Annotated in this window: 16 protein-coding genes; 5 read left to right on the forward strand and 11 right to left on the reverse strand. The window is 63.1% G+C overall.

What is annotated here, in order from left to right; genetic code table 11:
- Positions 1 to 183: 183 nt before the first annotated feature.
- On the forward strand, positions 184 to 864 hold the full coding sequence (locus ACYOEI_RS05030) for an anti-sigma factor family protein (RefSeq protein WP_462848231.1): 681 nt from the start codon (positions 184 to 186) through the stop codon (positions 862 to 864).
- Positions 865 to 936: 72 nt separating this feature from the next.
- Positions 937 to 2,688, forward strand: a complete 1,752-nt coding sequence (locus tag ACYOEI_RS05035; protein WP_462848232.1) for a hypothetical protein — start codon at positions 937 to 939, stop codon at positions 2,686 to 2,688.
- 68 nt (positions 2,689 to 2,756) lie between these two features.
- Here the strand turns inward: ACYOEI_RS05035 and ACYOEI_RS05040 are convergent, their stop codons facing one another.
- From ACYOEI_RS05040 to purE, 7 genes are all read right to left on the reverse strand, one after another.
- The gene (locus ACYOEI_RS05040; protein WP_462848233.1) at positions 2,757 to 4,379 is read right to left on the reverse strand and encodes an ATP-dependent DNA ligase; all 1,623 of its coding nucleotides are present in this window, start codon (positions 4,377 to 4,379) and stop codon (positions 2,757 to 2,759) included.
- Between the two features lie 51 nt (positions 4,380 to 4,430).
- Positions 4,431 to 5,477 carry a ligase-associated DNA damage response exonuclease gene (locus ACYOEI_RS05045; RefSeq protein WP_462848234.1) on the reverse strand — a complete coding sequence of 349 codons (1,047 nt, stop codon included), beginning with the start codon at positions 5,475 to 5,477 and terminating at the stop codon, positions 4,431 to 4,433.
- A 104-nt stretch (positions 5,478 to 5,581) separates the two neighbouring features.
- Entirely contained in the window at positions 5,582 to 7,126 is a 1,545-nt protein-coding gene (locus ACYOEI_RS05050) for a glycosyltransferase family 39 protein (RefSeq protein WP_462848235.1), read from the reverse strand.
- Positions 7,127 to 7,485: 359 nt separating this feature from the next.
- Positions 7,486 to 8,007, reverse strand: a complete 522-nt coding sequence (locus tag ACYOEI_RS05055; protein ID WP_462848236.1) for a peptide chain release factor family protein — start codon at positions 8,005 to 8,007, stop codon at positions 7,486 to 7,488.
- Between the two features lie 111 nt (positions 8,008 to 8,118).
- On the reverse strand, positions 8,119 to 11,268 hold the full coding sequence (locus tag ACYOEI_RS05060; RefSeq protein ID WP_462848237.1) for a hypothetical protein: 3,150 nt from the start codon (positions 11,266 to 11,268) through the stop codon (positions 8,119 to 8,121).
- 229 nt (positions 11,269 to 11,497) lie between these two features.
- Complete coding sequence (locus ACYOEI_RS05065) at positions 11,498 to 12,661, reverse strand: 5-(carboxyamino)imidazole ribonucleotide synthase (RefSeq protein ID WP_462848238.1); 1,164 nt, start codon at positions 12,659 to 12,661, stop codon at positions 11,498 to 11,500.
- A complete protein-coding gene (gene purE, locus ACYOEI_RS05070) occupies positions 12,658 to 13,155 on the reverse strand; it encodes a 5-(carboxyamino)imidazole ribonucleotide mutase (protein WP_462848239.1) in 498 nt (165 codons plus the stop codon). The genes ACYOEI_RS05065 and purE overlap by 4 nt, the downstream gene beginning before the upstream one ends.
- Before the next feature lie 290 nt (positions 13,156 to 13,445).
- Between purE and ACYOEI_RS05075 the strand changes: the two genes are divergently transcribed.
- Entirely contained in the window at positions 13,446 to 14,609 is a 1,164-nt protein-coding gene (locus ACYOEI_RS05075) for a sulfotransferase family protein (RefSeq protein ID WP_462848240.1), read from the forward strand.
- An 18-nt stretch (positions 14,610 to 14,627) separates the two neighbouring features.
- Here ACYOEI_RS05075 and ACYOEI_RS05080 read toward each other — a convergent pair whose 3' ends face one another.
- Entirely contained in the window at positions 14,628 to 14,963 is a 336-nt protein-coding gene (locus tag ACYOEI_RS05080; RefSeq protein ID WP_462848241.1) for a hypothetical protein, read from the reverse strand.
- 216 nt (positions 14,964 to 15,179) lie between these two features.
- On the opposite strand from ACYOEI_RS05080, the gene ACYOEI_RS05085 reads away from it, so the two are divergent.
- Entirely contained in the window at positions 15,180 to 17,444 is a 2,265-nt protein-coding gene (locus tag ACYOEI_RS05085; RefSeq protein ID WP_462848242.1) for a redoxin domain-containing protein, read from the forward strand.
- A 133-nt stretch (positions 17,445 to 17,577) separates the two neighbouring features.
- On the forward strand, positions 17,578 to 18,267 hold the full coding sequence (locus tag ACYOEI_RS05090; RefSeq protein ID WP_462848532.1) for a radical SAM protein: 690 nt from the start codon (positions 17,578 to 17,580) through the stop codon (positions 18,265 to 18,267).
- A gap of 280 nt (positions 18,268 to 18,547) precedes the next feature.
- Here the strand turns inward: ACYOEI_RS05090 and ACYOEI_RS05095 are convergent, their stop codons facing one another.
- The 3 genes from ACYOEI_RS05095 to ACYOEI_RS05105 all read right to left on the reverse strand — a co-directional run bounded on the left by ACYOEI_RS05095 (position 18,548) and on the right by ACYOEI_RS05105 (position 20,493).
- A complete protein-coding gene (locus tag ACYOEI_RS05095; RefSeq protein ID WP_462848243.1) occupies positions 18,548 to 18,781 on the reverse strand; it encodes a hypothetical protein in 234 nt (77 codons plus the stop codon).
- Positions 18,782 to 19,204: 423 nt separating this feature from the next.
- Positions 19,205 to 20,020, reverse strand: a complete 816-nt coding sequence (locus ACYOEI_RS05100) for a TatD family hydrolase (RefSeq protein WP_462848244.1) — start codon at positions 20,018 to 20,020, stop codon at positions 19,205 to 19,207.
- On the reverse strand, positions 20,017 to 20,493 hold the full coding sequence (locus tag ACYOEI_RS05105; RefSeq protein WP_462848246.1) for a Fur family transcriptional regulator: 477 nt from the start codon (positions 20,491 to 20,493) through the stop codon (positions 20,017 to 20,019). The genes ACYOEI_RS05100 and ACYOEI_RS05105 overlap by 4 nt, the downstream gene beginning before the upstream one ends.
- Between the last annotated feature and the right edge of the window lie 110 nt (positions 20,494 to 20,603).

A 20,603-nucleotide genomic window follows, 5' to 3' on the forward strand; every position in this document is an offset into this window, starting at 1 on the left:
TTCTTTAGATATGACGTTGTTTTCAACAAATTTTTCCACAGCGGTTGCGGTCCTCGGTCTCATGCCGATTCCCATGGCCTGAGCAGGATGTAAGGATCGCAAGTTTTTCGATCGGTTCGCCTCGTCCCCCCACGACCGCCTCGACACCGCGAATGCGGCGAAGGAGCCTCGGGACCAAAGCTCATGCGATGTCGCGACTTCGAACGAATCTGGAACGAACAGCTCGACGCCCGCGAGGAGGCTTCGGCCTCGATCGAGAACGAGCTCGAGATCCACGCCGCGAGCTGCGAGCCCTGTCGCGTCATCGCCGCTCGATATCAACGCCTCCGGATGGCCCTTCGATCGACGGGACCTGCGCCGAAGGTCTCTCAGGATCTCGCCTCCCGTATCCTTACGCCCCCGATGACCGAGCCGTCGATCGCGTTTCCACGCCATCGCATTCCGGCAGGCGTCGTCACGTTCGCGACTGCGGCCTCGCTGCTTCTGGCGTTCCTGTTAATCCGGCAAGCTCGAGAGTCGAAGCCGGGTAAGGCGATCGCGAACCGGGACCTGACGATCCGGTCGATCGACCCCGATTCGGTCGGCGAGGCTCTCACGATAGCGAAACTGGAGACAATCGCCCTGGCCCGCGAGACCTCGGCACCCGCGGCCCGGATCGGGCTCCGCGTCCTGGAGTCCGCGACGATTCGCGAGATGTCGAGTCCCGCGGCATCCCTCCCCTCAACGACTTCGTCGGACGTTCTCCAGAGCGTGGGCAACCGTGTCAACGCGGGAGTTACCCCCCTTTCCGACACCGCGCGGCATGCGTTCGGATTCCTCTTCGACACGCCGGCAGCCGGCGCGAAAACGGTTCCGCCGACTTGATGTTCGGGGGTGACGACATGTTCCGCCCCGGTTTCGTCCCACACCCCCTTTGACTCCGTGGGATTAGCGCCGATGGATCTTTCACGAGCTGTTCTCGTCCTGTTCACCTGGCTCTCGATCGTCGCCGTCGCGAGAGGAGCGGGGCCGGCCGACGCCCTGTTTCGGCTCGTCCCCCCCAACGCGGGCGTGGCGTTCGCGGTTGAGGACCTTCGGGCTCACTCCAAAGAATATCGGGAGTCGCCTCTGGCGGCGGGAATCCGTCGGCTACCGGCCGTGCGCGATTGGTTGGCGTCCGGACGATTTCAATCGCTCAAGCAGGTCAAGGCGCGATTCGAGAGCGCGGTTGGTGAGTCCGTCTCGAAGATTCGAGACGAGCTCCTCGGAGACGCGGTCGTCCTGAGCCTGCATCTCCCAGAGAACGGCCGACAAGACGAGGCCAAGGGGCTCTTGTTGGCCAAGGTCCGCGACCGGCCCCTCCTCGACCGATTGATCTCCGGGATCAATACCGCCCAGTCGAAAAAAGGAGAACTCGATCGCATCGTCGAGAAGCGGCAGGGCGACACGACCTTCTGGCTCCGCAAATTCGCGCCGGCTTGCGGGAGGCCCGACGAATACTACACGATTCTCGAGGCGACGACGTTCGCCTGGTCCAACTCCGAATCGATGATCCGTGGGGTGATCGACCGAAAGGCCGGCCGCCAGCCGGGTCTCGGCGACGATTCGAGGTTCAGGCGGATTCGTGACCGACTGCCCGGTCGTTCCTTTCTCAGCATCTTCGTCAATCCTCGCTTCCTCGAGACGATGATGGCGAGCTCTGAGCCCGACTCGCCGAAGGAAGAAGACCGTCGGATTCTCGCCTGGCTCGGCGATTATCTTGGCGCACTCGACTACGCAGGCCTCGCGGTGGAGTTGAGAGACGGCTTGATCGTCCACACCGAAGAATCCGTCGAACCGGAGAAGTTTTCTCCGCACTTCCGACCCGGACCGGCGCGGGCTCCACGCCGTTCTTCCCTCGGCACCATTCCCGCCGATGCCCTCGTCCTCGCTTCGCTCCAGATCAACTTCGAGACCCTGCATCGCTTCCTCGAGGACGTCATTCCCGACGAGGATCGGCCTCAAGTCGAGAATCTCCGCTTGGCTCTCGATGGAATCCTCCTGGGCCACGATCTGAAGGCGATGCTCCCCCACCTCGGTCCCGACGTCACTGCACACGTCGAGGCTCGAACCGATCAGAAGCCGGAGCTCTCGGTGATCGTCGTGGTCGGGTTCGACGGCCCGGCCATCGTCGGGGCCGCACTCGACAATGCCTTCCGCACCGTCCTTGCCGTCTCCGCGCTCGATAAGAAAGCCGGAGAACCCCGTTCGCGTTTCGAGGCCAGCGAACATCACGGGGTGAAAGTCGGCACGCTCCGACCAACCTCGCCATTCGCTTATGGAATCGGGCCAGACCGACTTATCGTGAGTCGATCAGTGGAAGCGTTGATCCGTTCGTTGGATCCGAACCTGACACCGAACGTGCGTTTTGAACGGCTCCGATCGACCTATTTCTCTGAGTTCGACAGGTTCCTCTGTGCCGACCTCGGGGCCATCCATCAACTCGCGAAAGCCCGTCGCGATTCGCTAGCCCGACTGATCGCCAAGAATCAAAAATCCTCCATCCGGGATGCCGCGCAAGACCTCGATCGGGCGCTGGCATTGCTCGACCTCTTTCAGAGTGCGTTCGCGGCGAGTTCCATGGCGCCCGACGCTCGCTCGGTCCATCGAGTCTTCGGGCTGATCACGTCCGCCCCGGCGCCTAAAGCCACGACGATTTCCGCGCCCTGAGAAATTGTCCAGCACCAGTGGATGTGTGACCGGTCCGGTGCATGAGTTGGCCGATCTCTGCCAGCCCATCAGGTTTCGTCGGGCTCTTCCCCTTCCGATGCGGCCGAATCCATCAGGCTCCGGACCGCTTCGAGCGTGTCGGCTTGCTCCGCAAGCTTGTCGGTGCGCCAGCGAAGGATCCTCGGGAATCGGACCGCGACGCCCGACTTGTGCCGGGTGGATCGGTTCAAGCCCTCGAAGGCGAGCTCGAATACGAGCTCCGGCTTGACGGTTCGGACAGGACCAAATTTTTCGATCATGTTTCGACGTATGAATCCGTCGACTTGACGGATCTCGGCGTCGGTCAACCCGGAGTAGGCCTTGGCGATCGGGACAAGGCGACCGGCGTCCCAGACGCCGAACGTGTAGTCGGTGTAAAGGCTCGCGCGTTTCCCGTTGCCCCGTTGAGCCGCGATGAGCACGGCGTCGACGGTCAGCGGAGCAACCTTCCATTTCCACCAATCGCCCCGGCGCCGTCCAACGCCATAGCTCGAATCGACCCGCTTGAGCATGATCCCCTCGGCCTTGCGTCTACGACTGGTGAGTCGTTGTTGGGCGATTTCTTCCCACGTGTTCCCATCGACACGCGGCGAGAGGAGGAATCGGCCGGGGAGCGAGGACGACGCAACAAGTTGTTCGAGGCGTTCCCGGCGCCATTTCAACGGCTGGGATCGGACGTCTTCGCCTCCGTTCTCCAGGAGGTCGTACGCCATCAGGACCACGGGGACCTCGGCCAGGATCGTCTTCCCGACCGTCTTCCGCCCGATTCGCCGTTGGAGTTGGGCGAACGGCAAGGGTTCTCCGTCCATCCAGGGAAGGATCTCTCCGTCGACGACAGTCCCCTCGGGCAAGTCGTCGCCGACCGCCGCGATTTCGGGATAGCGTTCGGTCACGAGTTCCTCGCCCCGCGACCAGAGGAAGGTGTCTCCCCCGCGCCGAATCAACTGGGAACGGATCCCATCCCACTTCCATTCGGACTGCCAGTCCGCGATCTCGCCGAGCGATTCGGGAGCGACGTCCAGGGCATAGGCCAAGAAGAACGGATAGGGGCGGCTGTGGTCGGCATCCGTCGCATCGACGAGCAAGAGTCGCTCGTAGAAGTCTTTGGTCGGCTCCCATTCGCCCATAAGCCGATGAGCAATCACCTTCTCGTCGATTCCGCGGACCTTCCCGAGCGCTCGCGTCACGAGTTGTTGTGAGACTCCGACCCGAAAGCCTCCGCTGATTAGTTTATTCCAGACGAAGCGTTGCGGGCCGTCCATCTCACTCCAGGCGGCAAGGATCGCGTCGCGTTGGGTGTCTTCGCCCTCCTTGCGAAGCGGGAGGAGACGTCCTTCGACCCAGAGATGCAAGGGAAGGTCGCTCGAATGTTCGGGTGTCGGCAAGAGCAGCGCGATGGTCTCGGCGATGTCGCCGACCGCGTCGTACGACTCCTGGAAGAGCCAATCGGGTATCGCTGCCTCCTGTGCCGCCCAGCTCCGCAGTTTTCCCGAAGGGACCACCTGCTTCGGCTTTCGACCGATCAGGAAATACACCGCCCAGGCCGCATCCTCGGCCGGTGCGGAACCGAAGTACGCGACGAGAGCGGCGACCTTCTCCGATGTCTTCGTCGTCGAATCCAGCGCGGTGTACAAGTCGGCGAACGCCTTCATGATTCGGCTCGCGGCTCCGAGGAGTTGCACTGACGCTGGAATCGTGGACGATCACGAGTCCTCGGCATCCCCCGGCGTGTTGTCGTCATCGGCCGAGGAATCATCCCGTTCGCCCTCGAAGCGCGTGGGGATAATCCGCGCGTCCTTCCCCAACTCCGCCAATCTTCGCGCCACGACCGAAGAATAGCCGTGGGTTAACCAGATTTGCTCGGCGCCGGTCGCGTCGACGGCGGCGAGTAAGCTGGGCCAGTCGACGTGGTCGGAGAGGACGAACCCTCGATCCACCGATCGCCGCCGACGCGGGCCCCGGATCCGCATCCAGCCCGACGCGAACCCGGTGGATGCGGGCCCGAATCTTCGCGCCCACGGCGTCCCGTTGGCGGATGGAGGTGCCACGATCAGTGCCCGAGACCAATCGGACCCCGTCGCGGCGCCGACGTAGGTGGTCTCCGGCAAGCGGATTCCGCTCTCGCGGTAAGCCCGATTCATCTTCTCGACCGCACCATGTGTGTAGATCGGCCCGAGGCTCGCGTCGACTCCCGCGAGGAGTCGTTGCGACTTACCCAGGGCATACGCAAAAAGCAGGCTGGCCCGACCGGCCTCCTGATTCGCTCGCCACCAGGAGTTCACCTCGTCGAAGATTTCGGACTGGGGAGACCATCGATAGATCGGGAGTCCGAAGGTCGACTCAGAGACGAATGCATGGCAAGGGACCGACTCGAATGCGAGGCAGGTCGCGTCGGCTTCAACCTTGTAGTCGCCCGAGATGACCCAGACCAGCCCGCGATGCTCGACGCGCACTTGCGCCGAGCCGAGGATATGCCCGGCCGGATGGAGCGAGACCCGTACGCCGTTGATCTCGACCGAGTTCCCATAGGCGACTGTTTCGATCAGCGCCTCGGCCCCAACTCGAGCCCTCAGGACGTGACATCCATCGGTCGTCGTCAGATAGCGACGACACCCCCAGCAGGCATGGTCCGCGTGCGCATGCGTAATCACCGCGCGATCGACGGGTCGCCACGGGTCGACGTAGAAGTCGCCCGCCTCGCAATACAGGCCGTCCTCGGTCGGCGACAGAAGCGGTTTCGCAGCCAACATGCGGCAGTCCGTTCTCGACCCCCGACGAGATCCGGCCCCGCGCGACACGAAGCCGACAACCCATTCTAGGCGTCGGCGTACGTTCGGCGAGATTCAATCAGAATTCAATCAAGCGTTGGGACAACGCCCGCCGCAGTCCTCGGGGCCTTCGTCTTTTGGTCGACGTGGACGAGGAGCACTTCTCCTTCTCGGAACCGACGAGAGTGGACCAGTGTGAGTTTCGATTGTTCGGAAAGCAGCGCCACGAAGGTAGGATCACCGGGGAAGCCGCAAAGGTAGAACTGGTCGTGCTCTCGGAGGAATCGCTCTCGTTCGAAGATGTTCAACGGTACCCACTGGCTAAGCTTTCGCAACGCAAGTTCGTCGGTCGTCTTATTCTCTGAAAGGAAGCACGAGCGCCGAGAGAGTTCTTTCGTAAGTTCGCGCTGAGCCTGGAGATACATGATCGACCAGGAAAAGACGAGCGGGAGATCGTTCGAGGACACAACACGGTAGTCCGCGGACGCCACGATGAGGTGGGGATCGGGCTCGCGTTTGATGAGATAGAGTTCGTACAACACGAACCAACCGCAGAAGCAGAAGGCCACGATGGCCCCCGGAACCCATCGCCGGTTGAACAGATGGTCGCCCACCATCGCTAGGACCAAAGCGAGCCCGAGGACGGTGGGCAAGGCATAACGCTCCGTGAACGCTCCCCCGGTGGCGACTTTCGCGAGGACAATTCCGACGAAAGGGAGCAACAGAAATCCAACCGCCGCCGCCCATTCATGCAGAGGGACGCATTCGTGCGAACCTGTTCCCGAGGCTCGTTCAACGTCGCCCGCCGAGCGGCCTCGGGATCGAGTCATGAATGCCAGACAGAGCAGCAGGCCGACGAAGGGGATTGTCGCCCCTTTCAAAAGGAACAGATAGACCTGGAGGCAGAGCGACCAACTCGTCCGAGCCCAGAACGTCGTCTTGAACTCGGAGGCCGCATGTAGCAGTTCGCGGAGCATCGCGAGCGGGAAAAGCCCCGCGATCAATCCAGCCCAGACGGCCCAATCGATCTTCCGGCGGGTCCAGGTGCGGACGAGCTCGCCGAGCCCGAGCGGGACGAAGACGAGCACCGAGTAGTAGTGGGTCGCCAGGGCCCCGGCCAAAGCGAGGGTCATCACGGCCAGCGCCCAGGCCCTCCTCGGCCCTTCGATCATGGTCGCCGACTGCCAACCGACCAGCGCCAACCCGCTGAATCCCAGGACAAGTCCGTAGGGACGCGCCTCGAACGAATACGGATAAGCCTGAGTAATCAAGGGGAAGCTCGCCGCGACCCAGGCATACGCGGGACCGAGCCGCCTCGAGACGAATCGATAGAGGCAGAGGGTCATGATCAAATAACCGACCATCGCCGGCATGCGAACGGCGAGCGGCGTCGTTCCGAAGATCATGAACGAGACCCGCGAGATGACGTGATAGAGCGGGGGATTCAAGTCGGTCCCCACGGCCAGAGCCTTCCAGATGTCGCCGAATCGGGGCAGGGATGCGACGTCGAACGTAAAGATCTCGTCGTACCAGAGGGGTTTCCTGGTGGCGTGGATGATCGAGTAAGCGAGGTAGACCACGGCCCCGATCAGCAGCAGCCAACGATCCCAATGGACCTGACGCGGTGACACGTTCGGCTCCGGGGAAATCCCCGGCCGTGGCTTCGTCGCAAGACTCTCGGATTCCATTCAAGCCGCTCCTGCAATTTGGCTGGCCGCTCGAGGCAGGCGAAGGGAGCTCGCCGGAAGGCCAGCATTCGGATGCGGGGCGTGGCCCGCAGAATCGAGAGAGGTCGCCAGGATGGTCGGTCCATAGACCGGGTGGGGAGATTCTTCCCGGACGAATCGGGGGTCGTCACAGACTGGGGCGATCCCTGCTCGCTCGACGTCTCAATCCACTTCGAAAAACGAGGGCCGTTGACGTCACCATCGTAGGCGCGAGTCGTGCGGGGAGCCAGTCCAATCGAGAGATAGGAGTCTTTTTCGGAGATTCAACGCAAGGGATGGAGACCGAGTGAACGACGCAGGTCGTTGATCTGGAGGATAGCCCTGGGCTCGTCTCGGAGGAACCTGGTGAGTTGGGTCGCGGTACAGCCGAGCGTCTCGGAAGCCGGCTTCACGTCGTAAGCACAGGACGCCAGCACGTCGAGAACCTCGGCCAGGAGCGCCGGGAAATCGTCATGGTCGGGACTCACGACGATTCGGCCGCCTCGACACCGTGACTGCCAGAGGAGACTCGGCAGGGACTCTCCCGGTTCAATCGGGCGACGGACTTGCAACGCGAGGTTGAGGCGGAGTCGAAAGTAGGCGGCCCGGAGATTCTCACCCTGGGTCCGACGCTCACTGGCCTCCGCACTGATTCCGGTAGGTCGATGGACGAGGACCACGGCCGTCTCGACCTTGTTCCGATTCTGCCCACCCGGCCCCGACCTCCGGGTCCGTCGGACATCGCACTGGGACGCGAGTCGATCGGTCTCGAGGGAAGCGGGATGCTCGCGGCCCGGCAGCCCCATGATTCCTCCCGCGAGCAATCGGAATCGCTCCGACAACGGCTTCAGACACCCTGGCCCCGGCTCCGTCGTCGCCGACAGGTGCCGAGGCCCGGGAACCACACCCTTTCGATCTTACTGACTCGAGCGAGTCGAAGGCAGGGGGCGAGTCGCCGTTGCCGGCGGGAGGATATCGTCGAGCGTGAGTCGGCGAGGAGACTGCCGATTGGCATACTCATCCGGGGAAACGCGGGACGCGGTGTCGAGGCGCTCGACGCGGAAGTCCTCGAAAATCGCCTCTCCGAATCCGGCCAGGCCCAGGGTCACCGTCAACATTCCCTTACTCGGGGCCCTTCGGTAGAGGATCACGCGCGAAAGTTTGGTCATTGCGGAGCTGGTGCGGAACTGCATCGGTTCCCCGCCGATCGAGTCGGTGATCGTAATCCCACCGATCCCCTGCGGCGACGCATAGTCTTTCTTGATGAGCACCGAGATCCGGTAGAGTTCTCCTCGCTCCATCCGAATGGCGGGCGAGCGGATCGCCGCGGCCGGGAGCTTCATGAAGGGGATCAGGGTGTCGATCTGCTTCTTATCCTTGGCGGCGACCGAGAGCGTGAGGGTCCCCAAGCGGCCATCCTCCTTGTCCGGCACATGCGAGACCTTGGCGATGAGCCCTTCGTACTGATAGCACTGGTCGATCCAGCCCGCGGCTTCGATCTCCGAGAGGTTGTCGAACGACCCGCTGGGCACGAGGTTTCGGCCGAAGGGCTGGCCGAGCCAGTCGAGCCAGTAGTCGAAGACCGGCAGCGTGTAATACGAGACGAGCGGCGGGCAGTCGATGGGAAGCACCAGGTAGGGCGTGCGTCGCCGTCTCTCCATCTCGATCGCCGTCAGATCCTTGTTCGAGGGCCGACCGGTGCGCGTCGGCTGGGGCTTCGGGTCCGCCGGGATGAACTTGTTGTGGAGGATCTGAAAGATCTTCGCCCATTGGTTGATCATCAAGTGGCGGAGCGGGCGACTCGCCCGGCGCGCCTCCGACCAGGCCAACGGGTAATCCTCGCGCTCCTGAGCCTCCATCGCCGCCTTCAGGGACTCTTCCGACTTGGACAGGAGCTGCTGTTCGTCGTTCGGGATCGGCGATCCGTCGGGGAGCGGCGGCGTCTTGGGATCTTCCTTGTTGTAGAGCCTCAGGCCTCGCTGCATGAGCATCTCATTGATGACGGAAACGCCCTGAAGCTGGAGCCTGGCCTGCTCGATCGCGAGTTGGACGGCCTTCGGGCGCACCCGAGTGACCTGTTCCATTAATCGGCCGACCAGGCCGTAGTCGGTGGTGACGAGAATCAGGGACGTGACGCTGAAATCAGGGACGCTGATGCGGATCCCCCCCGGCACGCGTTCGCGATCAAGTGGGCGAACATCGCCGGGCGTGATCTCGAACGCCTGGGAGGCCTCGGGGACCATCAACGTGATCTTCAGGTCGTTCATCGCCATCTGCGACGGCTGATACTGCGCATTCTGGGCGTAGTCGGCCACCAGCAGGAGCGTGCCCTTGCGGTCGCGGGTGCTAACTCCCGCCGCCCGGATCGTCTGGTTCGGCTCCAGCTCCTTGAGGACCGGCATTCGCATGTTCACGCGGCTCCCCGGCGTGGGGATGTTCGACGGGTCGGCGACGTAGGTGTTGTAGAGCGGGATGGGGTCGCTGCCGTTCGCGAGGATCGATTCGCAGAGCTTGATCTCGTGATTCAGGAACGCCATCTCGATCAACACCATCCGCCCCGAGAGCCCAGTGAGCTTCGAGTCGGCGTGGTAGATGAGCCCGCGATAGCCGGCGCCGAGGGCGATGTAGGTATTGAGTCGGACCTGCTCCGGTTGGACCTGCGGCACACCCCAGGGTGGGGGTGTCTCCTGTCCCCAAATCGCCGCGGTCGTGGCGGCGGGCGGGGTCACGGGGATCCAGGCGAAGAAAAGGCTCGAGGCGTTGGCCAGGGCCGTCAATTCTCGGTGCTGCTTCAGGTCGAAATAGTTGTCGAGCGGAGCCTGGGCCGAGCCCCAGGGATTGGGTCGGACGCCGAACAGCGAGATGTTCTTGGGCCGGTTTGCGAAAAGACGGTGGTCACCGTCGATCGTCGCAAGAGTCAGGGGAGAGACACCGTCGGGCAGGTCGCGCAGGCCGCTGACCGTCGCCCGGATTCGATCGAGCTCGGCCTTGCGGGTCTCGAGATCCCGACCGCGACCGAGTTGATCTCCGACGTTCCAGAAGGCCACGTTGTCCCGGAATGGGTACGCCTTCGCCTCGGCGATCATCCGCTCAGCCTCGACGGGGCGCCCTTCCAGGGTCGTGGCCAGGTTGGGCATGAGCAGAAAGCCGTGCTTGATGGCCTCCTTGATTCGCTTGGGGTCGGCCCCGATGCCCTCCGAGAGGACATCAAAACCCGCCTCGCGTAGCATCTTAGGGTCGACGCCGGGCGCCTGGATCGCCGTGAAGAGCCAGTCGTAAAGTTGCCCGTCGTCGGCCCGACGCTTCAACCGGTTCTCGACGAGCGCGACCTGGGCCGAGCGACGGTCACCCTTGACGGTTGACGCCTCGGGTGCTTCGGCAGCGACTTTGGGTGCCTGAACTTCGGGTGTCTGAGGGTGATTCTCCGAGACCAGCTCGGCGGGCACGGGGGCGATCGTCAAGTCGTCGATGAAGACCTCGGAATCGCCCGGCCCACCGAATAGGTTGACGACCAAGCGTTCGACGTAGGCCCCTTCGAGACTGACCGGACGCCGACTCGTGGCCCTCAGGACGCGTGCCTGTCGTTCGATCGAGGGGAGCATGTCCGACAACTCGAGTCGCTGCCAGCGGTCGACGTTCTCGTACGTCGTCCCGGGGACGAGCACGAACGACGCCTGGCGCGTCTCCGGGTCGGTGTCGGAGGGCAAGACCACTCGAGCGAACAATCGAACGCCCGCGTGATTCGCGCGGACGAACAAGCCGACGCGGAGCGCCTGGGTCACCGGGATCTTCGGTAGTGGGTAACTGTAAAAGAACGAACTACCCGAGCCGGCGACGAACTTGAAATGCTCCGAGAGCCGACCTTCGTGGTACGCACGCTTCGATCGATCGTGCGCGAGCAGGTTCACCGTGGCGTCGGTCTGTTCCTGCCGCCAGACGGGACGCGACGATTCAAACCCCTCGCGGAGCGCGTTCGGGGCTTCCTCCTCCGCAAGGAGGGCGAAGGAGAAACACGCCAGGACACTCGCGGTCGATAACAGGATGACGCCCGTTCGACGTGGCAACATGGGCCGAGACCTCCCTGTCTCCGGGCCTTTGGAGAATTGGCCCCTCCGGATCTATGGCGCCAGATCCTAGCGGCAACCCCTGGAGACGAAAAGGTCAAAGCTGTCCCGGCCAAGGTGTACAGACACTACGACCTCGGGCAATCCAATCGCGTTGGGTCATAGCTCGCCCCTGGAGGTCGTCCGGCCGTGGTCGGTAGGATTGCGAGAGGCTTATCGTAGATTTATGGGATCACGAAACCTTCGGGTTCAGGGCACGACGGGCTGCCAAGGCCCTGCGGAGCGCAGCGTCCGGGTCGGGATCGAGCACGGTGATATGCCCCATCTTCCGGCCGGGAGCAGCGGTTCGCTTGCCGTAGAGGTGCAGCTTGATCCCCGGGTCGAGCCGCATCGCGGCTTCCCAGTCCGGCATCCCGTCGCCCCAGAGGTCCCCCAGCAGGTTCAACATCGCGGCCGGGACGATCAGGTCGGACTGGCCGAGGGGTAGGCCGCAGAGGGCCCGGACCTGCTGCTCGAACTGGCTGCTGACCGCCGCCTCGATCGTCAGGTGCCCGGAGTTGTGCGGCCGAGGTGCAAGTTCATTGACGAGCAACGTCCCACCGGACGTCAGGAAGAACTCGACCGTCAGCACCCCAATGGTCCCCAGGGCCTGGGCGACGGAGAGTGCCAGAGCTCGGGCTTCCATGGTGACCACGGGACCGATCGGAGCGGGCATCACCGTCGAGGCGAGGATGTGCCGATCGTGCCGGTTGAGCCCCGCGGGATAGGCGACCGAAGCACCGTCGTAGCCTCGGACGACGACGACCGAGACTTCGGCCTCGAAGCTGACCCAGCCTTCCGCGACACAGGCCACGTGACCGAGGCTCGACCACGCCGAGGCGGCGTCCTGGGGTCGATCAACGCGGACTTGCCCTTTGCCGTCGTAGCCCGAGGCGGCCGTCTTCAAAATGAGGGGGCAGCCGAGAGACTCGACCGCCTCGGCAAGCTCGGCCTCGGTGCGAACCGGCCGCCAAGGCGCGAGGGGAATCCCGCTCCGTGCGAGGAAGCTTTTTTCTCGGAGCCGATTTTGGCTCACCCAGACGGTCCGCCAACCCGGCCGGACCAGTCGTCGACGGGCGAGCCAACGCAACGCAGGCGCCGAGACGTTCTCGAACTCGACCGTCACACCCTCGGCCATCTCGGCGAACGTTCGAAGTCCCGGGAGATGATCGGGAGGCGCGATCACCGACCAGTTGGCGACCTGCGCCCCCGGTGAGTCATCGGTCGCGCTAAGGACGCCGGCCCGAAATCCCAGGCGCTGAGCCGCCTGGAGGAACATTCGTCCGAGTTGACCGCCGCCGATGACGCCGAGCGACGCAGGGGGATGGAGGACGTTGGCAGGGCCGCTCGGGCTCATTGGGGCGACTCCGCGACCGACTCGGTCTGCGTTCGGCGGAAACGTTCCAGGGCGTCTCGGATCCCCGGATATTTCCTCGCCAGGATCGCGGCCGCCAGCAATCCGGCGTTCGCCGCCCCCGACGCCCCGATTGCGAGGGTCCCTACGGGAATGCCTCTTGGCATCTGGACGATGGAGAGCAGGGAATCGACCCCGCGCAGGACCTGGCTCTCGACGGGCACCCCGAGGATCGGCAGGATCGAGACCGCGGCAAGCATCCCGGGAAGGTGTGCCGCCCCCCCTGCCCCGGCGATGATCAACTCCAGGCCCCGTTCCTCGGCCTCGCGTCCGTAGGCGTACAGCCGATCCGGGGTCCGGTGCGCCGAGACGACCTTGGTCTCATGAGGAATCCCCAGATCGTTGAGGACCTCCGAGGAATGCCGGAGCGTGGCCCAGTCGGAGCGGCTTCCCATCACCACCCCGACCAGGGGTTTTTCGAGACTGATTCCCGCCATTCGTTCCCTATCCGCCCCAAGCCTATCTCATCGAAAGGAGTCTATTAGCCTCGAGAAACGCTCCGGAGGCCAACCCCTCGAGCGTCTGGAGGCATCTTAACGTGTCGGTTCTCGACAAGACCAGGGACGATCCCCTCCGAGTTAATTTCGAAGAAACGACGAGAGACCCACTCGTTTGATTCGCCAAATGGCGCACAGAATGCACAATATAGGGAAGCGGCGCACCTTAGAAAAGATCTACCACCAACCATCGAACCGCCCGGCCGGGGGAGTCGATCGAAGGAGTCAACGTGGCAACTTTTGTTGCGACCGAGCCCCAGGCGTCCGTCTCGGAGCGGACGGAGTCGATCCGCGTCTGGATGTTCAAGACCCTATTCACGAACCTCTGCGGCGTGACCTTCCGCGACTGGTGCCGGATCGTCCGGGACAACCGATTTGCCATCGACCTGCCCGCTTTGCCTCGGGCGGGTCTGTTGACGGTTGGAAGTCTCCTGAACTCGTACTACGGCTTCAGAGAAGACCGGGAGTTCGGGGCTCGACTCCGGGACGTCACCGTCAAGCCACCTCTCTTCATCCTCGGGCACTGGCGGAGCGGGACGACCTTACTCCACACCTTGCTCGCCCTCGACGACCAGTTCGCCTTCCCGAATCTCTACCAGGTCTTCTTCCCCCACACGTTCCTGGGGACCGAAGACGCCAGGACGAGCCTCGTCCGGCCCCTGATCCCCCATACCCGCGCCTTCGACAATGTTGCCCAGGGGCTGCAGATGCCCAATGAGGACGAGTTTGCAACCGCGACGGCGTCGCTCCACTCGCCGTACCTGGCCTGGGCATTCCCGAAGCGGAGGGAACATTACGAGCGATACCTGACGTTCCGAGATGTTCCCGAGGCCGAGGTCGTACGCTGGCAGAACGCCCTCGTCCGGTTCCTCAAGAAACTCACCCTGAAGTACGACCGTCCGCTCCTCCTCAAGTCGCCCCCGCACACGGGTCGGATCCGTCGCCTCCTCGAGATCTTCCCCGACGCGAGATTCGTCCACATCCGGCGCAACCCGTACACGGTGTTCCAATCAACCCGGCATCTCAACGATATCCTCACGCGATCCTTGCAGTTCCAACGTCCCCTTTCGGAGGACCTGGACGCCGTGGTCATCCGGACCTACCGGGCCATGCACGACGCATTCTTCGAGGAACGCCACCTAATCCCCGAAGGACGCTTCCACGAGCTCGCCTTCGAGGACCTCGAGCTCGATCCCATCGGCCAGATCCGATCGGTTTACGAGGCGCTCGACCTCGACGGATACGACGCGACCCTACCCCAATTGGTGGAATACGTCGATTCGTTGGCGAGCTACCGCAAGAATGCATATCCACGCCTCCCCGACTCGACCCGTCGGGTGATCAATCAGGAATGGGGTCGCAGCTTCGAGGAGTGGGGTTATCCGATCGAATAATTGAAGGATCAGGACATCTCAACGCATGAGCATTCCGTGTCGGCTCGGGACGCAGTGGTGCCGGACCGCGGCGGCGTTCGGGCTCTGGACCGCCCGGGGGAAATACTGATAGCGTCGTGCGTAGGGATTGGCACGGACGGGTGCCTCGCGTGGGACCGGCCTTGCGTAGCCGCGGTCGAGGTTCGCCGGGGCCTTCCGTGAGGTGAAGGGCCGCAATGGGTCCTGCTCATTATCCAAGGGAACGTCTCGACCGACGGACTCCGACCGATCGGGTCGTTGGGCCCACACCCATCGGCCTGAGCCAAGGTTCAGGCTCGAGACGATCGCAAAGGCCACGAGTGAGCTGCGGAGCATCGGCGAGTTCTCCCCTGGTGAGAGTCCCTCGAACCAGCGTCTACCCGAACCACTATGGGTCTGAGGTTTCGGACTGTCAACCTCCGACGCAATCTGGATGTTGGGCGGGAAGGCTCGCAATTTCGAAGGGATTCCGCAAAAATCGAACGGACGAATGCGAACAAGGCTCCGTAAGGTTGCCTCCGTCAGTAGGGTCCGACGAGTGGAGATTCCGAGATGCGTTCAACGCCGAGTTGGATCCTGGGGCTGGCGACCGCCCTGGCCGCCGTCGCCTCGACGCGAGGTGACGAGCCCGCACAGTCCTCCGCGCCAGCGACCGAGGCCAACCCCGCGGTCCCTGCGTTCGGGCACTCGATCCACGGCGAGGCCTTCAATGACGGGCCGAGGCAGAAGGCTTACCTGATGCCGGGAATGGGCAAGGTCCATTTCTCCGTCACCACGACGAAGCCGGACGCCCAGTTGTTCGTCGATCAAGGGGTCGCGCAACTCCATTCGTTCTACTACTTCGAGTCCGAGCGGTCGTTCCGACAGGCCGCCATGATCGATCCCGACTGCGCCATGGCCTACTGGGGGCTGGCGATGTCGAACGTCAACAACGACAAGCGGGCTCGCGGGTTCCTCAAGGAAGCACGGAAACGCGACGCGAAACTCTCGCCTCGCGAGAAGCTCTACCTCGACGCCCTCGAGGCCCTCTATAAGGACGGGGTCGACGAAAAGACTCGGAAGAAGAATCATCTACTCGGCCTCGAGACGATCGTTCAGGAGTTCCCGGCCGATCTCGACGCGAGGGCATGGCTGGCGATGGTTACCTGGCAGAATGCCGGAAACGACGGGATCGGCAGCCGCCAGGCGGTCGATACTCTCATCGAATCCGTCATGCAGGGCGAACCGATGCACCCCGGTTCCCACCACTACCGCATCCACCTTTGGGATGGCGTCAAGCCGGTGCGGGCCGAGAAGTCGGCCGCCCTTTATGCGAAGACGGCGCTCGGCATCGCCCACGCCTGGCACATGCCCGGCCACACCTACACCGGGTTGAAGCGTTATTCCGACGCGGCGTATCAGCAAGAAGGCTCCGCCAGGGTCGACCACGCGTCCATGGCCCGCGACCGGATCATGCCCTTCGAGATCCACAACTATGCTCATAATAACCAATGGCTCGCCACGAGCTTGAGCCACATCGGCCGCGTGCGCGAGGCGATCGCCGTTGCGAAGAACCTCGTGGAACAGCCGCGCGACCCGAACAAGAACACCAAGAATGACGGGGGTTCACCCCAGCGGAGCGGCCGAGTCCGCTGGGCCGAGGCCCTCGCGCGCTACGAGCTCTGGGACGACCTGATCGCCGCCACCAATTCGGGCGTCCTCGACTGGTCGGACCTGCCCATCGAGAAAAAAGAGCGGGCCTACACGTTGGGGCTCGCTTATGCGGCCAAGGGCGACCAGGCCAAGCTCGGCGAGCAAGTCGAGGCCCTCAAGGCCCTGGCGACGGAGGAATCCAAGGCCGGCACCGACTCGAACAAGCGAAAGCAAGACGCCCCACCCACCACTTATCCCTGGGACCGAGCCAGCCCGGCGACCCAATCCGCCCTGGCCGAGCTGGAAGGTTATCAGGAACTCGCGAAGGGTAACGTCGACGAAGCATTCCGGCGCTTCGCCAAGGCCACCTCGATGCGGCCCGAAGCCCTGGCGCGCGCCCACCTCGCCGCTCGTAACTTCGGATTTGCCGAGAGCTTCGCCAAGAAGGCCGTGGAGAACCTGGAGAACCAGATCCCTCCCGTCGCGGCCCAGGTCGAAATCCTCCACGCCACCGGCAAGGACGTCGAGGCCCAGGAGGCCTATCGCCGATTGCTCGACCTTGCGAAGTCCGCCGACCGCGACCTGCCCGTCTTCAAACGCCTGGCCCCGATCGTCGACGGGTGGAAGTCCGAGAAACGACGCCCGGGTGAGTCTTCGGATCCCTCAACCGACGACGCGACCGTGGGTCGGATCGATCTGACCACCCTTGGGCCGTTGACGTGGTCACCCTACCCCGCCCCGGCGTTCTCGAATCTCGACACCACGGGCAAGCCCTGGACGCTCGCCGATCACAAGGGGAAAAACGTCCTCGTCCTCTTCGTCCTCGGCGGAAAGTGCGCCCACTGCATGCAGCAGTTACAGCTTTTCGGCAAAGAGCTGGGCGAGTTCGCGAAGCTCAACACCGAGGTCGTGGCCCTCAGCACCGACAGCCCCGAAGAACTGAAAGCCTTGAAGGCGAACCCCGATAAGATCGCCTTCCCGATGCCCTTGCTCGCCGACCCTCGACACGAGGTCTTCAAGAGCTTCCGGGTCTTCGATGACTTCGAGAATCAGCCGCTCCACGGCACCTTCTTGCTCGACAACCAGGGTCGCGTCCGGTTCCAGCGCATCTCCGCCGACCCGTTCCTCGACGTCGATTTCCTCAAGGCCGAGACACAACGGATCAGTCGGGTTGTCATGCCTTGAACCAGGTTGACTCGATTGTTGTCCCACTCGCGATGAACGAATTGTCTCCAGCAAAGCGATGATCATGCCCGAATTCGCGGTCGACGAAAACCTGACGCCGAGCACGAGCACACTTCCGCTCCTCCCGAACGCGATGGCTTTGTTCCCACAGCGTCTGAAGGCCCTGGAAGGCAAGCCCTCGGGCGTCCTCATCGTCCACGAGGTCTACCGGAGCCTCCAGGGCGAGAGCACATTCGTCGGCCTCCCTTGCGTCTTCGTCCGGTTGACGGCATGTCATCTGCGATGCCGATACTGCGACACGCCGCATGCCTTCGGGCATGGGATCCCGCTCACCCTCGACGAGGTTTTCGACCAGGCCCTCGCGCTCGGGGACGAACTCGTCGAGCTGACCGGCGGAGAGCCACTTCTCCAGCCGGAAGCCCTACCGCTAATGACCCGGCTGGCCGACGCGGGGAAAACCGTGCTCCTCGAGACGAGCGGGGCCCTCGACATCGGCCCCGTCGACACTCGCGTCCACGTCATCCTCGACCTCAAGACCCCCGGGTCAGGTGAAGTCGACGCCAACCTCTGGAGCAACATTCCGAAGCTCAAGCCCAAGGACGAGATCAAATTCGTCCTCTGCGATCGCCACGACTTTGAGTGGGCCATCGCTCAAGTCCAGGCACACGACCTCACCTCACGCTGCCCCGTCCTGTTCAGCGTCGTCCACGGAAAGCTCAACCCGACCGAGCTCGCCAGTTGGATCCTCGAGACCCGGCTCCCAATCCGTCTCCAACTCCAGCAGCACAAGATCCTTTGGGATCCCAACGCTCGCGGCGTTTGACCAAGACGGCGGACGCATCTCCTCCCTCATCCGCGGCTTCGGGCTGGAACCCTAGACGCCCGGGTAGGCACGTCCCCGTCGGTCAAGGCCGAACGTCCCAGCACAACCACGAATCTCAAGCGAGTAGATCCTTCAATCAATCGAAGGCAATTCACTCACTTGCGCTTTGGCCTTGTTTCAGAGACGAACGGCCGAGCCCGCCGTCATAGCCCGGCAGTCTCGGCCGCTCATGTGTTTCGTTGTTAGCTGCCTGGTTGGATAGCGCGCCCGCAGGCCTAGCTCACAGGGAGACCTCGGCAGGCGCACCGACAAGGCGCTGAAGGGCCAAAAGGGCGATGAGATACCCCGCGACACGGAGGAGCACTCGGGAGAGGTTTCCGACGAGTCGCTCGATCCCCTGATGGGTCGACACGTTGGCGACGCCGCTGCGAAGGGTGATCACGAGGCCCAGCACGAATAGACCCACGATCGGCCCAAACACCAGGATCGCTTTAATATTCAAGAAGGCGTCCATCACCGACCTCCGAACCCACTTGGCCGACGACTTTCTTTCGCAAGAGTAAAGACGCTGGATGTGAGAGCAAAGTTCGGGCCAATCTCCCGGGAGGGGTGTCCTTAGAGGAGACCGGCAATCCCGAACTGACCCATACCAAACCCCAATCTTTGCTCGTGGGAGTATACCCGATTTTCGGAAATGTTTCCCCAGAATCCGCGATTTTATGACGACTGGGTAAAATCGAGGGGCTGCAACACCACTCCAAGGCCCGACGTCGACCGGATTTTGGGAAAATGAACCGGCCTTTTGGAATGTTCTCGTCCCGGCGAAACGCGGTTCACGATTCTCTCTACCTCCCTGAAAATCCGCGAGCCGAATCGATTTTCCTTCAAGTTTCGAGGAAGGATTTTCCTCGAAACCGACTGAGCTCACGCGTCTGTCTCAAACCAGCCGATCGTCATCGGGCAGCCGGAAAAGCTTCCGCGCATTCGCGGTCGTGATTTCGGCCAAGCTCGCAACCGGGATATCCTTCAGCCGGGCGAGCGTTTCGGCGGTCAGCGCGACGCGAGCGGGCTCGTTCGTCTTCCCGCGGAAGGGATGTGGGCTTAAGTAGGGACTATCCGTCTCCACGAGCAGTCGGTCGAGCGGAATGCGGGAGGCGACGTCTCGGAGGTCGTCGAGCGACTTATTCTCGAAGGTCAGCATCCCCGCGAATGAGAGGTGGAGCCCCAGTTCGAGGAACTCACAAGCCTCATCCCAACTCCCGGTGAAGGAGTGGAGGATCCCTCGTATAGGACGAAGACCTCGATTCAACTGGTCGAGGATATCGCGAGCACTCTCGCGACAGTGGATCACGACGGGGAGGTCGCATTCCCTCGCCAGGCTCAGGTGACGGTCGAAACTCTCTTGTTGCAGCTCGAAGGGAGTGTTGTCGCGATATCGATCGAGGCCTGTCTCCCCCACCGCGACAACCTTGGGTTGACCGATCAGGGAGAGGATTCGTTCCCAGTCTCCGTCCCTCGCCTCGGTGATGTGGTTGGGATGGATCCCGACCGCTGCGAATACCCCGGGACGTTCTCGGGCGATTGCGGCCACGAGACCGCTGTCTTCGGCGGTGGTGCCGATTGCGACCACCTGGCCAACCCCGGCCAGACGAGCTCGGGTGAGGACCGCGTCGAGGTCGTTGTAGAGTCGGGGGTCGTCGAGGTGGGCATGGGTGTCGACGAGCGTCGGCGTGGTCAAGGCATCCCTCATCATCGATCGACAGCCCCGTCACCACTTTCGGCCGAGGAGGGGTCGAAGTAGCCCACGAGCTCCAGCCGATAACCGGTCACCCGGAAGCCCTGCTGCCGAAGCTCTCGGGTCAGGTCCGGGTCGAGCTTGTCGATAAGGTCAGGATCGAACTGGGTTGGCAGGTCGTGGACCGAACCTGAATGGAGGCAACGTAGGTGGTAGTGGTGATCGCTCCGGGCGTCATAACGTGCCGATCCGTCGCCGGCCGTGAGCTTCGTCGCAAGTCCGCACGCCACCAGAGTCTCGAGCGCCTTGTAGACGGTGGCGAGGCTGATCTTGGGGACACGGCTCCGAACGCCGCGAAAGACGTCTTCGGCCGTCGGGTGGTGCTCGGCACCACTCAGGTGCTCGTAAACCGCCAAACGTTGGGCTGTGTACCGCCAACCGGCGGCCTCCAAGACCGTCCTCAAGCCATCGGGATCGAGCGCGGGTGACATCAAGCGGACCTCACTTTTCCGGAGAATACCGCCAATTGTTCGGACGCTTGACAGTGCTGTCAACCGATTGTTAGATTAAACTCTTGGGGCCGTATGCGGATTTTGGATCC

The organism is Singulisphaera rosea (assembly GCF_054877945.1).

Excerpts from the sequence above, each read along its gene's own strand:
- ACYOEI_RS05105 (WP_462848246.1), bottom strand. The coding sequence starts at position 20,493 with ATGTCACCCGCGCTCGATCCCGATGGCTTGAGGACGGTCTTGGAGGCC.
- ACYOEI_RS05040 (WP_462848233.1), bottom strand. The coding sequence starts at position 4,379 with ATGAAGGCGTTCGCCGACTTGTACACCGCGCTGGATTCGACGACGAAG.
- ACYOEI_RS05065 (WP_462848238.1), bottom strand. The coding sequence starts at position 12,661 with ATGAGCCCGAGCGGCCCTGCCAACGTCCTCCATCCCCCTGCGTCGCTC.
- ACYOEI_RS05090 (WP_462848532.1), top strand. The coding sequence starts at position 17,578 with ATGGCTTTGTTCCCACAGCGTCTGAAGGCCCTGGAAGGCAAGCCCTCG.
- ACYOEI_RS05045 (WP_462848234.1), bottom strand. The coding sequence starts at position 5,477 with ATGTTGGCTGCGAAACCGCTTCTGTCGCCGACCGAGGACGGCCTGTAT.
- ACYOEI_RS05095 (WP_462848243.1), bottom strand. The coding sequence starts at position 18,781 with ATGGACGCCTTCTTGAATATTAAAGCGATCCTGGTGTTTGGGCCGATC.
- ACYOEI_RS05055 (WP_462848236.1), bottom strand. The coding sequence starts at position 8,007 with ATGGGGCTGCCGGGCCGCGAGCATCCCGCTTCCCTCGAGACCGATCGA.
- ACYOEI_RS05035 (WP_462848232.1), top strand. The coding sequence starts at position 937 with ATGGATCTTTCACGAGCTGTTCTCGTCCTGTTCACCTGGCTCTCGATC.
- ACYOEI_RS05100 (WP_462848244.1), bottom strand. The coding sequence starts at position 20,020 with ATGATGAGGGATGCCTTGACCACGCCGACGCTCGTCGACACCCATGCC.
- ACYOEI_RS05030 (WP_462848231.1), top strand. The coding sequence starts at position 184 with ATGCGATGTCGCGACTTCGAACGAATCTGGAACGAACAGCTCGACGCC.
- purE (WP_462848239.1), bottom strand. The coding sequence starts at position 13,155 with ATGGCGGGAATCAGTCTCGAAAAACCCCTGGTCGGGGTGGTGATGGGA.
- ACYOEI_RS05080 (WP_462848241.1), bottom strand. The coding sequence starts at position 14,963 with ATGCTCCGCAGCTCACTCGTGGCCTTTGCGATCGTCTCGAGCCTGAAC.
- ACYOEI_RS05060 (WP_462848237.1), bottom strand. The coding sequence starts at position 11,268 with ATGTTGCCACGTCGAACGGGCGTCATCCTGTTATCGACCGCGAGTGTC.
- ACYOEI_RS05085 (WP_462848242.1), top strand. The coding sequence starts at position 15,180 with ATGCGTTCAACGCCGAGTTGGATCCTGGGGCTGGCGACCGCCCTGGCC.